The sequence below is a fragment of the Paraburkholderia gardini genome, assembly GCF_907164575.1.
Lineage (GTDB): Bacteria > Pseudomonadota > Gammaproteobacteria > Burkholderiales > Burkholderiaceae > Paraburkholderia > Paraburkholderia gardini.
Genome location: NZ_CAJQYY010000012.1, coordinates 168,801 through 180,279, shown reverse-complemented (window position 1 = coordinate 180,279; position 11,479 = coordinate 168,801). Strand labels below are relative to the sequence as shown.

Annotated in this window: 13 protein-coding genes; 6 read left to right on the top strand and 7 right to left on the bottom strand. The window is 64.7% G+C overall.

Annotated elements, in window-relative coordinates; genetic code table 11:
• Positions 1 to 45: 45 nt before the first annotated feature.
• Complete coding sequence (locus LPA34_RS12540) at positions 46 to 240, bottom strand: hypothetical protein (protein ID WP_228978483.1); 195 nt, start codon at positions 238 to 240, stop codon at positions 46 to 48.
• Between the two features lie 299 nt (positions 241 to 539).
• Between LPA34_RS12540 and LPA34_RS12535 the strand changes: the two genes are divergently transcribed.
• Positions 540 to 1,238 (top strand): phosphatase PAP2 family protein, encoded by a 699-nt coding sequence (locus tag LPA34_RS12535; protein WP_228978482.1) that lies wholly within the window; start codon positions 540 to 542, stop codon positions 1,236 to 1,238.
• A 195-nt stretch (positions 1,239 to 1,433) separates the two neighbouring features.
• Here LPA34_RS12535 and LPA34_RS12525 read toward each other — a convergent pair whose 3' ends face one another.
• Complete coding sequence (locus LPA34_RS12525) at positions 1,434 to 2,273, bottom strand: TOBE domain-containing protein (protein ID WP_228978479.1); 840 nt, start codon at positions 2,271 to 2,273, stop codon at positions 1,434 to 1,436.
• A 167-nt stretch (positions 2,274 to 2,440) separates the two neighbouring features.
• Here LPA34_RS12525 and LPA34_RS12520 point away from each other — a divergent pair, with 167 nt between their 5' ends.
• A complete protein-coding gene (locus LPA34_RS12520; RefSeq protein ID WP_228978477.1) occupies positions 2,441 to 3,109 on the top strand; it encodes a transglycosylase SLT domain-containing protein in 669 nt (222 codons plus the stop codon).
• Positions 3,110 to 3,137: 28 nt separating this feature from the next.
• On the opposite strand, the gene LPA34_RS12515 is transcribed toward LPA34_RS12520, so the two are convergent.
• Positions 3,138 to 3,521: a tautomerase family protein gene (locus tag LPA34_RS12515; protein WP_228978475.1), complete on the bottom strand. Its 384-nt coding sequence runs from the start codon at positions 3,519 to 3,521 to the stop codon at positions 3,138 to 3,140.
• 102 nt (positions 3,522 to 3,623) lie between these two features.
• Between LPA34_RS12515 and LPA34_RS12510 the strand changes: the two genes are divergently transcribed.
• The 3 genes from LPA34_RS12510 to LPA34_RS12500 all read left to right on the top strand — a co-directional run bounded on the left by LPA34_RS12510 (position 3,624) and on the right by LPA34_RS12500 (position 5,685).
• Positions 3,624 to 4,475 (top strand): LysR family transcriptional regulator, encoded by an 852-nt coding sequence (locus LPA34_RS12510; RefSeq protein WP_228978473.1) that lies wholly within the window; start codon positions 3,624 to 3,626, stop codon positions 4,473 to 4,475.
• A 74-nt stretch (positions 4,476 to 4,549) separates the two neighbouring features.
• Positions 4,550 to 4,987 (top strand): MbcA/ParS/Xre antitoxin family protein, encoded by a 438-nt coding sequence (locus LPA34_RS12505; RefSeq protein WP_228978472.1) that lies wholly within the window; start codon positions 4,550 to 4,552, stop codon positions 4,985 to 4,987.
• On the top strand, positions 4,984 to 5,685 hold the full coding sequence (locus tag LPA34_RS12500) for an RES family NAD+ phosphorylase (RefSeq protein ID WP_228978469.1): 702 nt from the start codon (positions 4,984 to 4,986) through the stop codon (positions 5,683 to 5,685). The genes LPA34_RS12505 and LPA34_RS12500 overlap by 4 nt, the downstream gene beginning before the upstream one ends.
• A gap of 47 nt (positions 5,686 to 5,732) precedes the next feature.
• On the opposite strand, the gene LPA34_RS12495 is transcribed toward LPA34_RS12500, so the two are convergent.
• From LPA34_RS12495 to LPA34_RS12480, 4 genes are all read right to left on the bottom strand, one after another.
• On the bottom strand, positions 5,733 to 6,470 hold the full coding sequence (locus tag LPA34_RS12495) for a metallophosphoesterase (RefSeq protein ID WP_228978467.1): 738 nt from the start codon (positions 6,468 to 6,470) through the stop codon (positions 5,733 to 5,735).
• A gap of 152 nt (positions 6,471 to 6,622) precedes the next feature.
• Positions 6,623 to 8,056, bottom strand: coding sequence for a cytochrome c (locus tag LPA34_RS12490; RefSeq protein WP_228978465.1), 1,434 nt, complete (start codon positions 8,054 to 8,056; stop codon positions 6,623 to 6,625).
• A gap of 24 nt (positions 8,057 to 8,080) precedes the next feature.
• Positions 8,081 to 9,682 (bottom strand): GMC family oxidoreductase, encoded by a 1,602-nt coding sequence (locus LPA34_RS12485; RefSeq protein ID WP_228978464.1) that lies wholly within the window; start codon positions 9,680 to 9,682, stop codon positions 8,081 to 8,083.
• A gap of 46 nt (positions 9,683 to 9,728) precedes the next feature.
• Complete coding sequence (locus LPA34_RS12480) at positions 9,729 to 10,313, bottom strand: sorbitol dehydrogenase family protein (RefSeq protein WP_228978462.1); 585 nt, start codon at positions 10,311 to 10,313, stop codon at positions 9,729 to 9,731.
• Positions 10,314 to 10,672: 359 nt separating this feature from the next.
• On the opposite strand from LPA34_RS12480, the gene LPA34_RS12475 reads away from it, so the two are divergent.
• A complete protein-coding gene (locus tag LPA34_RS12475; protein ID WP_228978460.1) occupies positions 10,673 to 11,335 on the top strand; it encodes a DUF1345 domain-containing protein in 663 nt (220 codons plus the stop codon).
• Positions 11,336 to 11,479: the final 144 nt, after the last annotated feature.

Here is an 11,479-nt window from a genome sequence, read left to right as displayed (position 1 = left end):
CGCCCTCGCCCCGCCCGCCAGGGGGGGGGCGCGGGCCCGCACGGGTTATCCGCGCGCGCCGGCGCGCGGCAGGTCGCGGGTTCTGGTGGTGCGCAATTTCGCGGGCGGTTTTGCGGATTTCGCGATGGGACGCGCCGGTCTTGCTGCAGTGTGCTTCAGTGATTCGCGGGTTTGCCTGGTTTGTGCGGCGATCAGGCGTTTGAGACCGCCCAGCCAGAGTTTCGACAGATTTTTTGCCATCGGATCAACCTCGCAAAAAGGGACGGTTCCGGGCCAGAATGGGTGGATTGTTGTGCAATGCACAATAACACCAATTCCCGCAACCTGCTAAGCGCCGGCCAGCCCCGTTTCTGTCCATCTGCCGGGTGCGAGTACCGGTATGTCACGACCACGCCACCCTCACTCACTTTATACTTGCGGCTATCGGGCCGCGTGCTTAAGGCCGTCTGTTGTCGCAGGGTGTCAGGCAGCGCGCGCTTTTCGCTTCTTCACTCCCATTTTTTGCCGGATTCGCTGCGCTCACCGGCGCAGTTGCTGCCATGCCCGATCTGCCTCTTCATCTGTGGTTCATGATTACCAGCCTCGGTGGCGCAGGCCTCACGCTGCCGCTCGCGATCGCCATCGCGCTGTGGCTGGCGGTCGGCTACACCTGGCGCATGGCGGTGTTGTGGCTCGGGCTGCTCGGCGCGGCGATCGGCGTCGTCACGCTCACCAAGCTTGCGTTCCTCGGTTGGGGGGTCGGCGTGCGCGTGCTGGATTTCACCGGCGTCAGCGGCCACGCCATGCTCTCGACGGCCGTCTATCCCGTCGCCCTCTTCATGATGCTGCTGCCCGCGCGCCCCTCGATCCGCCTGGCCGGCGTGCTGCTCGGGCTCGCCGCCGGCATCGCGGTCGGGCTTTCACGTGTGGTGCTCGTAGCGCATTCGCCGTCGGAAGCCGTTACGGGCTGCCTGGTCGGCGCGGGTGCGGCGCTGCTGTTCGTGCGCGCCGCCTGGCACGCACGCCCGGGCCAGCTGTCAGCGGCGGCGGTGGCGTTGAGCCTCGTCGCGCTGACGGTCAGCCTGCATGACGTCCGCGTGCCGACGCAGCGCTGGATCACCCACGTCGCGCTCAAGGTATCCGGTCATGAGCGGCCATTCGTTCGCGCCCGCTGGAAGGCCGGCCACCATCGGCCGCCCCCGCCGGTCTCGCGTACGCGCGACACGTCGCTTCCTCCGCCGCCCGCAACCGACGCGTAATCTCCATCAACGTTCTGCATGGCACATGTGGCCGCCGATATCTTCGCCATGGCCACCGATCACGCACGATCCCGATGACATCGCCGCGTTCGGCGATCAGGTCGTGCATGTGGTCGGCGGCCGGGTTCAACCGCACACCGCCTTCACCGGCTACGCACGCAGCAGTTATTGACGACGTGTCGCATCAGGCGCCTGCTAGTCGCTGACGCCGAGAATCACGCTCGAAGCCTTGAACGCCGCGATCGCCGGCGCGCCTTCGACGAGGCCGAGCGTGGCGGCGCTTCCGTTCGTGATCACCGCTGTCACGACCACGCCGCCGGGCAGTTCCAGCGACACCTCCGCGTTGACCGCGCCGCGCTTCACCGCCGTGACCGTGCCGCGCAACTGGTTGCGCGCCGAGATCCGCGCGGGTTCGTCAGCACCCTCGTCGATGATCAGCATGACCCACGAGGCCTTGATCAGCGCAAACGCGGCCGCACCGACGGCAAGCCCAAGCGTCTCGGTGCTTTCATGCGTGAGAATCGCGACGACCGTCTGGGCGCCGGGCAATACGAGCGACACTTCGTCGTTCACCGCGCCGCGCACGATCTCGGACACCGTACCGTACAACTGGTTACGCGCGCTCGTTTTCATGCCGATCCTGCCGATCAGCGACCAGTCGCTGGCGAAGTGTTCGATTGCCGCGCCGGCCCGCTCCAGAAACCGCCGGTGCTCGTTTTCGACGGCGCGAAACGTCTCGATCAGGCGCATCGCGCGCGGCGTAAGCGTCGTGCCGCCCCCGCCCTTGCCGCCCGCCGCGCGCACGACGAGCGGCTCGCCGGCCAGGTTGTTCATCGTATCGATGGCGTCCCACGCGGCCTTGTAGCTCATGCCGACGGCACGCGCGGCGCCCGTGATCGAACCGGTCTCGCGGATCGCCGCCAGGAGTGCGATTCGCGATGCGCCGCCGAGCGTCCGCTCGCCCGCCTGAAACCACACCGATCCGCCGAGTTCGAGCGGCTCGGGACGGGTACCGGATGCGCTTTTTTCAGTCATGGCTGGCTACGGATAAGGAAGATGTACCGATGGTACACGGCCATGCAACGTCCGCAACGCTGCATCGGGGCACAGCCGTTCACGCCGCTGGCGGCTTTCATCTGATCAATCTGGTACTTTTTGCCTCCGCCGCTATAATTCAGCCTTTCACGTCTTTCCCCCGAAGCATGCGACGTCTCCTTGTCCTGATCCTGCTCCCGATCGGTCTGATCGGCCTCTCGCCCTGCGCGATGGCTGGGGAGAACGAGCAGGTCGCGCAGATTTCCGCGTATCTCACGCAGAAGTTCGGTGTCGCCAGGGAAAAGGCCGAGCAGATCTCGGCTGCCGTCACGTCCGCCGCATCGAAATACTCGCTGCCGCCCGCGCTGTTGCTCGCGATCATTTCGATCGAATCGCGCTTCAAGGAAAAGGCGAAAGGCGCCAACGGCGCGACGGGCCTCATGCAGGTCGTGCCGAGCGCCCACAGGCGGCTGCTGAAAAACGTGAACGATCTGACCGAGCCGACCGCCAATATCGAGGTGGGTTCGGCCATCCTTTACGGATACATGCGATCGGCCGGCGGCGACCTGAACGCCGCGCTGAAGAGCTACGGCGGCTCGAAGGCTTACGCGGAAAAGGTGAGCCTGCGCGCGAACTCGTTCGCGCAGGTCGTCGCGCAACCCGACGACACGAAGCCGGATGCCGCCGGCGTCAACGCATGCAACCTGCGCTGGACCAGTAGCGGCCCCGCGCCTGTCGTCGTTTCCACGCCCTTTTTCGCGATCGCGGACAGTTGCGTCGTTGCCATCGCGCCGGCGAGGACCAGCCTCCTCAACGGCCTGATCCCCTCGCCCTGATACCTGCTGATACCAACGCGCCGCGCCGTCAAAGCGCGTAATGCGCGACGCCGTTCCCAAACGACCAGTTCTCCTTCACCACCTCGACGAGATTGATGAGCACATCCTCTCGCCGCACGCCGGGCGACTCCGCCAGGTTATCGACGACCTGCCTGTAGAACGCCTTCTTCTGCTCGATGGTTCGGGTGTTGTTGAACGTGATCTGGACGATGACCAGATCGTCGCTGCGCTCGACGCCCAGGTAGTGCCGGTCGAACACGAAATTGCCTTCGTCGTGTTCGTTGATCAGCATGAAGATGTCGTCCGGCGGCACCTTGCAATGTTCGACCAGCGCGCGCTGGATGCCCTCGGTGAGGGCCTTGCGATATTCGACGGACTTGCCAGCGCGAAGCGAAATTCGGGTAAGCGGCATGATGGACTCCCACAAGAAAATGAAAAGTTCAGGTAGCCATCTTGCGCCGGTCGTCACATAATGAATAGATATCACTGAAGATATCAGTCATTTTCAATAGAAATGAAAGTACTCGACCTCGATGCAGTCCGGGCGTTCGTGCTGGTCGCCGATCTCGCCAGTTTCACGCGCGCAGCCGTTGCGCTCGATACCACCCAGTCGGCTGTCAGTCTCAAGCTGAAGCGGCTGGAGGCACACCTCGGCCGCCCGTTGCTGGATCGTACGCCGCGGCTCGTGCGGCTTTCCGCCGAGGGCAAGGCGTTTCTCGACGCCGCGCGCGATCTGTTGCAGGCGCACGAGCGCGCGCTCGGCGCGCTTTCCGTCGAGCATCGCAAGCTCGCGATCGGTTTGAGCGAGCACGTCGCGGGCGCGAATCTGCCGGCGTTGCTTGGCCGGCTGAAGACACACGATCCGGGGCTCGTCGTCGAGCTGCATCTGGGCATGTCGGCGGCGCTGCTGGAGCAGTTCGACGAGCGGCAGCTCGACGCCGTCATCGTTCGCTACGAGCCGGACGAAACGCCGCGTGACGACGCCCAGCCGCTTTTCACCGAACCGATCGCATGGCTCGCGACGCCGGACTGGCTGCCTCCCGTGAACGAGCCGCTGCCGCTTGCGCTGCTCGCGGCGCCCTGCAGCGTGCGCGCCGCGGCGCTACGCGCGCTCGACGACGCGGGCGTAGCGTGGCATGAAACGTTTATCGGCGGCGGCGTGGCGGCTGTCGGCGCGGCAGCGGCGGCGGGCATCGCGGTGTCGCCGCTGGCGCGACGCGTCGCACCGCGCGGACTCGTCGACGCCGGTTCGCGACTTGGTCTGCCCGCGCTGCCTGGGTCGCGCGTGACGTTGCATTCGCGGGTTCGCGACCGGCGCACGCTCGAAACCGTGAGGCTGCTGGCAAGCGGCCTCGCGAGCGGATAATCCGGCACATGGTCTTGCGTTAATCCATAAATGGACTATTATTAACTTATAGTTTATTTAAGGACTACATCATCATGTCCAGTACCGCCCGTGCATTTTCTGCCGAACGCCCCATTGCGCGTGCCGCCGGCGAGCCGTCGGTCACCGAAATGTCGGCGGCTGGCCTGCGTGCGTTCTTCAATATCGCCCGCGACTGGGACCTGAGCGCCGACGAGCAGATCGTCCTGCTGGGCTCGCCCGGTCGTTCGACGTTCTTCAAATGGAAGCAGGCGCCGCAAACGGCAAGGCTTGGCCGCGACACGCTCGAGCGGCTGTCGCTGCTGCTCGGCATTTACAAGGGTCTGCAGATCCTGTTGCCGCCGCCAGCCGCCGCCGATACCTGGATCCGGCGCCCGAACAGCGCGCCGCCGTTCGGCGGCCGTCGCGCGCTCGACCGCATGCTGGCCGGCAATATCAGCGATCTCGTCGCGGTGCGGCAGTATCTCGATGCAATGCGAGGCGGATGGGCGTGACTTCTCCGCACTGGCAGGACCGCTGGCGTGCGACGCCGCTCGACTGGTCGCCCGCATACCGGGTGATACCCACGCGTTTTCCGGCCGTGAACCTGTTCGATCGCGTCGCGTCGCCGGAAGATTTCGAGGCGCTCTACGCGCTCGAAGCGATGACCAACGACCGTCTGCGTACCGAAACCGGCGAACTCGATCTCGTGCCGCGTGAAGAGCGGCGTTTCGGGCCCGGCTGGGGGCCGATCATGGCGGCGTTCACACATCTGAATCCGCTCGGCAGCCGCTTTTCCGACGGCACGTACGGCGTGTTCTATTGCGCGCGCTCGCGCGCCACGGCCATCGCGGAAACGCGCTATCACACCGGCAATTTCCTCGCGGCCACGAACGAGCCGCCATTGCGGCAGCAGATGCGTCTCTACACGGTGATGGCGCACGGCGAAGTCGCCGATCTGCGCGACGATCCGGCGCTGAACCCGGGCGTCCTGTCGCCCGGCGACTACGTCGCGGGCCAGGCGCTCGGGCGCGCCGTGCGGGCCGCAGGCGCATCAGGCATCGTGTATCCGTCGGTGCGGGATGCCGATGGCGAATGTCTCGCCGCGTTCAGAACGACGCTGCTGCGTGACTGCCATCACGCCGCGTATCTGGAATACAACTGGAATGGCAGCGCTGTGGATGTGGTGTTTGAACTGAACCAGATCGGCTGACCGGTATCGGCGATGCCGCGATGCCGTGACGTTGCAGGCCAGGCTGCTCAGGGCAGCGCCATTTCGGCCGCGCCCTGGGCACGCGCCACGTCCACCGTCACCGACCAGCGTTGCGAGCGCCGCGCCTCGACGATCGACAGCTTGCCGCCAGGCCCGAACGCACCGGTATCGACAAACACCTGCGAGCCGATCTGCTGCAACTCACGCATCGGCGTGTGGCCGCAATACGTGAGCGAAAGCCCACGCTGACGCAGCGGGTCGCCCGTGCCCATCGCAAGTTCACGGCCCCACAGCAGTTTCTGGCGGACGTCCTCGGAGAAATCGCCAGCATCGAGATCGTCATCGTTGCCGAAGAACTCGGCGTGCAGGATATTGAAACGCTCAGCGCCGCTGCCCACCACGCGCACGAGCGGCAAGGTCCGGAGCCGTTCCGCGTAGTCGCGCAGCTTCTCGTCGGAGAGCGCCGCGGCCCACGATCCGCCGATGCCATACCACCAGTGACGCCGCAAGCGCCCTTCGGCGACGGCGCACAACGTGTCTTCGTGATTGCCGAGCACGGCATGGAACCACGGCTTGTCGAGCAGCGCGAGCGCTTCTTCCGACTGCGCGCCGCGATCGACCAGATCGCCGACCGAAAACAGCCGGTCGTGCGCCGGATCGAACCCGATTTCGCGAAGCAGATAGCGTAGCGCATCCACGCATCCATGCAGGTCGCCCACGATGAAATCGCGGCCTTTGCGGTTGACGGGATGGTGCCAGACGTCGTTGAAGAGTACGGGGTCCATAGCCCCATGATAGTGCCACGCAAAAATAGCGTATGCGGGGTGTCTATCGTTTCCGGCGCGTATCGTTTGCCGGGGCCGTTACCGGTTCCGGCGGCGTCCCGTGGCGTCCAGCAAGGTCTACCGGACGCCGCGGGAAAAGCAGGAAAAAGCGGTCATTGTTGCGTCGCACGAAGCTTCGCGACCTGACCGACCGACAACGTCGACTGTGGATTGCCGAACTGCTTTGTCACGTAGTTCGCAATTGCCGCAACCTGTTCGTCGGAGAGTTGCGAGGCGAACGAAGGCATCAACACATCGGCGTCTTTCGTCTTACGCTCGACGCCGTGCAGGATCACCATCGCCAGATTGTTCGCGGGGCTCGCGCCCACTGCGCTGTTGTGGATCAGCGCGGGATACGCACCGGGCGCGCTCGCGCCGACGCCCTGTCCGGTCCAGTTGTGACACGACGCGCAGTTCGCGATGAAAAGCTGCGCGCCGTTCACGCCGCTGATCTTCGTGCCGCGCAGGGCCACGACGTCGTTCGCCGGCGCGCCCCATGCCGTGCGCGGCCGTGCGTCGCCACCGTTCACGGGCGGCACCGAGCGCAGGTAAACCGCGATCGAGCGCAGGTCTTCAGGCGTCAGATATTGGGTGCTGTCCGCCACCACTTCCGCCATCGGCCCAGCCGCGTTCGCGCGACCGGATACGACGCCCGTCGACAGATAGCGCGCGACGTCTTCGTCGCTCCAGTTGCCGATGCCGCTGATCTTGTGCGGCGTGATGTTGAACGCGTGCCAGCCGGCCTGCGTCGCGCCGGCAAAACGTTCATCCGTCTTCAGTCCTTGCGTGATGTTGCGCGGCGTATGGCATTCCTCGCAATGCGCGAGTCCCTCGACGAGATACGCGCCGCGATTCCACTCCGGACTCTGCTTCGGATCGGGAACGAAGCGTCCTTCGGTGAAGTTGAACATGTTCCAGAACACCATCAGCCAGCGCTGGTTGAATGGAAACTTCACGTCGTTGGCGGGCGGCGTGTAGTGAACCGGCGTGAGCGTATTCAGATACGCGCGTATGGCGAGCACGTCGCGTTCGGTAACCTTCGTGTATTCGGCGTACGGGAACGTCGGATAGAGCCGCTCGCCGCCCTTGCCAATGCCTTCGTGCATCGCCTTCAGAAAATCGGCATCCGTCCAGCTGCCGATGCCGGTATCCGGATCGGGCGTGATGTTCGGCGTGTAGAACGTGCCGAACGGCGTCGCGATCGGCAGACCGCCCGCGAACGGACGGCTCTTGTCCGCCGTATGACAGGCCACGCAGTCGCCCGCGCGAGCGAGGTACTCGCCGCGCTTCACGAGATCCGGCGTCGCACTACCCACGCCGTTGCCCATGCTGTTGCCTCCTGCGTCCTGCGCGAACGCCGCGCTGATCGGCGATTCATCCTCGTGACGCACGTCCATGGCGTGCGATGCGTACCACGCGAGATACAGCGCCAGCAGCGAAAACGCGGCAGCCAGCGTCGCCATATGCCGGCGACGCCGGCGCTCGACAGGAATGTGCGACTGTGCGCCCGGCCCGGCCGGCTGCACGCTCGACGTTTTTTTCGTCATGGTGGCTCTCCGTCAGGTTGAGGGTCAGAGTTCGCGCTTGAGCTTGTCGGCGATCCGCAGCGAAAGCGCGGCGATCGTCAGCGTGCAGTTCACCGATGCCGCCGTCGGCATCACGCCGCTGCTCGCGATGAAGAGATTCGGATGATCATGCGCGCGACATTCAGGGTCGACGACCGAATCCGACGGATCGCTACCCATGATCGTGGTACCCATGATGTGATTGTTCGGCGCGAAGGTGTCGTCGAAACTCACTTCCGTACCGCCGAAAAGGCTCGCGATCCGCGCGTAAAGCTCGTGTGTATTCGCGGCGCTCTTTTTCACGTAATCGTTGATCGAGTAGTAGATCTCAGGCTGCGGAATGCCGAGCGAATCCTTGTGATCCGCCGAAGGCACGATGCGGTTCTGCGGCTCGGCCAGATGTTCGTGGAAACTGTTGATGTTCAGCGTGCGCGCCGCACGGTCGCGAATCTGCCGGTCGAGTTCGGCGCCCGTCAGGCCTTTCTTGAGCAGATCGGCAGTCACGCCCATCGTCGCGACGCCGTTCGACAGATGCAGCTTTTTTGCCGCGTATTCCGAGCGAAACTCGCCGTCGCGGAAATTGACGATCGACGTCATCTCCATCGGCCCTCGCCCCGGCCATAGCGGCTCGTTCGCGAGGAACGTGACGCCCGTGCCCGGATGGTCCATCAGGTTGCGGCCCACCTGGTCGGAGCTGTTGCCGATGCCCTTCGGGAACCGGTCGGAGGTCGACATCAGCATCAGCTTGGGCGTTTCGATACCGTTCGCCGCGAGCACGAAGAGCTTGCCGGTCACGCGCGTGCTGTTGCCATTGGGGTCCTTGTAGTGCACCGCCGTGACAAGCCCCTTTTCGTCCGATTCGACCTTGTAGACGACCGCCTGCGGGATCAACGTCGCGCCTGCCTGTTCGGCCTTTTCCGCGTGCACGACACCGTTGTACATCGCCGCGATCGGACAGATCGGCATGCAGTTGTTGTTGCCGCAGCAGGTTGGACGCGCATCGTACGGGCGGCTGTTGCGCGCGACCGGCTCAGGCACGACCTTGAAGCCCTGCGGATTCAGCAGGTCGGAAAAACGCTGGTCCATGTACGAGAGCGGCAATGCGCTCATCGGATAAGGCTTCGAGCGCGGCGAGCCCAGATCGACCGACGCATCCGGACCGGACACACCCAGTTGCACCTCGGCGGCGAAGTACCACGGTTCCAGCGCTTCGTACGGAAGCGGCCAGTCGCGCCCGACGCCGTACAACGTCTTCAACTTGAAATCCGACGGCAGCAGGCGCCAGGCCGCCGCCGCCCAGTGCCATGTCGTACCGCCGACAAGCCGCAGATACTGCGAGTTATACGGATACTCGCCCTTCTGGATCAGATAGCCGTTCGCGGGGGTGTACTCGGGATGCGGTGAGTAGGGCGTCGAAGGATACGGTGTCGCGAAATCGGCCTTTGCCGGCGAGTTGCGGAAATTCTCGACGATCTGCCAGCGCGGAATGCGTGGCCCGGCCTCGAGCAGGATCACGGACGCACCGGCCAGTGCCAGCTGATGCGCGATCAGACCACCCGCGACACCCGAGCCGACCACGACCACGTCGGCGGAATGTGAATTTGCCATTGTTACCCTCTAGTGTCGACCGGCGATGCCCGGCAGCCGGCGCTGCTCAGACATGTTGCGGTTTTTGTGTCCAGTAAAACGGCACGTCGAGGCAATACGACGGGATCGTGAGGACGTCCTTCACCGGGTCGAACATCAGCGCACGCTCGTATGCCACGACCTGCACGTGCGGCGCCTCGCCGACAAGGCCGAGATACCACGCGCGCATGATCGCGCCGACGGCCTTCGCAAGCGGCGGCTGGTCGGCCTGCAGCGCCTGCGTGACCGTATCGGAGGGCACGCCGCCGTGACTCTGCAGCCATGTGTTGAGCGCGGCGACGTTCTGGGCAAACACACTGTCCGATTTCAGCAACGTGTCGTAGATGCGACGTCCCAGTACCGGATCGAAGCTCGAACGACCGGTGAGATGCTGCGACAGGGCAAGGAAGGCATCGAGGCCGCCACCTTGGGGAGCGTCGGCGAATGCGGGAGAAATGGCGGAGAAGCCGTATGGCAGGCCGGGACGGCCCGCCGTCGTGAAAGCGAGCACGGCCGCGCCGGCGAACGCGCAGAGGACCAGTGCCCGGCGGCGAGCGGATTGCGGCGCCGTCACGTGAGCGGCGGGTGCATCGTTCTCGCGAACATCTGTCATGGGGGCTCCAGATGATGTTATTGGATCAGCCAGCAGGCCAGCGGCAACGCGGTGCGTACGTTACGTTCGTTATGCCAGGGCCGGCATGCGGGCTGTCTGCCCCAAACCTGGTCATCGCCGCTTGTGCGGTCTCTTGATGTCATGGTGATGCTGGCGGAATACACGCGGCTACCGGCCTGACATCAGCCTTTCATCTGTGAAGGCGGTGCGGGAAGACCGACGTCCGTTGCGACAGACTATAGCCAAAGTGTGCGTATTCGACAATTGCGGGCCGGACATCCCGGTAGAATCAACGAGGCTGTCCAGACCTGCGCACGCCCAGCCCCGCGAACGAAGAGAACGCTTCTTCTCACATCAACATGAACATGAATCCGTATCCGCAGGTGCTTCGCAACCGGCCACGCATGGTCCTCGGGCTCGCCGTCGGCGTGGCGGCCGCGCTGCTGTTGCCGGGCGGTCTGCGTCCGATGGTGCGGATCCTGTTCGCATGGGACGTCGCGGTGTGGGCGTATCTCGTGTTCCTGTGGTTCCACATGGCGACCGCAGAGCAGGCCCAGGTACGCAAGTTCGCCGTGCGCGAAGACGAGAATGCGGGCGTCGTGCTTTTCATGGTCTGCCTCGCGACGGTCGCCAGCATCGCTGCAATCGTGCTCGAACTGGCCACGGTCAAGAGCTTCAAGGGCGGCACCGGCGCGCTGCACTACGCGATCACCGGCGCGACGCTGATGGGCGCCTGGTTCCTGATCCCGACGATCTTCACGTTGCACTACGCGCGCCTCTACTACGGCGGCGACCACGAGCAAACCCCGCTGCAGTTTCCCGATCACGGTCTCAAGCCCGACTACTGGGACTTCCTGTATTTCTCGTTCACGATCGCCGTCGCCTCGCAGACGGCCGACATCGCGCTGCGTTCACGCCCGATGCGGCGCGCCGTGCTTGCGCAGTCGGTGCTCTCGTTCTATTTCAACGTCGCGGTACTCGGGCTGTGTGTGAACATCGCCGCCGGCCTGCTCGGTTCCTGATTCCCTGATATTCCCCGTGGCCGTGTAAAAGCCGCGCGTCGACCAACCGATTTACACGCGCACCGCACGCTGCCTTGCCGTGTGGCCGGCGTGCGGCTGCGTGAGGCTGGGCAGGGCCGGGTATCGTCCGCTGCGCCCTGTCTG

Excerpts from the sequence above, each read along its gene's own strand:
- LPA34_RS12495 (WP_228978467.1), bottom strand. The coding sequence starts at position 6,470 with ATGGACCCCGTACTCTTCAACGACGTCTGGCACCATCCCGTCAACCGC.
- LPA34_RS12515 (WP_228978475.1), bottom strand. The coding sequence starts at position 3,521 with ATGCCGCTTACCCGAATTTCGCTTCGCGCTGGCAAGTCCGTCGAATAT.
- LPA34_RS12520 (WP_228978477.1), top strand. The coding sequence starts at position 2,441 with ATGCGACGTCTCCTTGTCCTGATCCTGCTCCCGATCGGTCTGATCGGC.
- LPA34_RS12480 (WP_228978462.1), bottom strand. The coding sequence starts at position 10,313 with ATGACAGATGTTCGCGAGAACGATGCACCCGCCGCTCACGTGACGGCG.
- LPA34_RS12510 (WP_228978473.1), top strand. The coding sequence starts at position 3,624 with ATGAAAGTACTCGACCTCGATGCAGTCCGGGCGTTCGTGCTGGTCGCC.
- LPA34_RS12485 (WP_228978464.1), bottom strand. The coding sequence starts at position 9,682 with ATGGCAAATTCACATTCCGCCGACGTGGTCGTGGTCGGCTCGGGTGTC.
- LPA34_RS12525 (WP_228978479.1), bottom strand. The coding sequence starts at position 2,273 with ATGACTGAAAAAAGCGCATCCGGTACCCGTCCCGAGCCGCTCGAACTC.
- LPA34_RS12540 (WP_228978483.1), bottom strand. The coding sequence starts at position 240 with ATGGCAAAAAATCTGTCGAAACTCTGGCTGGGCGGTCTCAAACGCCTG.
- LPA34_RS12490 (WP_228978465.1), bottom strand. The coding sequence starts at position 8,056 with ATGACGAAAAAAACGTCGAGCGTGCAGCCGGCCGGGCCGGGCGCACAG.
- LPA34_RS12475 (WP_228978460.1), top strand. The coding sequence starts at position 10,673 with ATGAACATGAATCCGTATCCGCAGGTGCTTCGCAACCGGCCACGCATG.
- LPA34_RS12505 (WP_228978472.1), top strand. The coding sequence starts at position 4,550 with ATGTCCAGTACCGCCCGTGCATTTTCTGCCGAACGCCCCATTGCGCGT.
- LPA34_RS12535 (WP_228978482.1), top strand. The coding sequence starts at position 540 with ATGCCCGATCTGCCTCTTCATCTGTGGTTCATGATTACCAGCCTCGGT.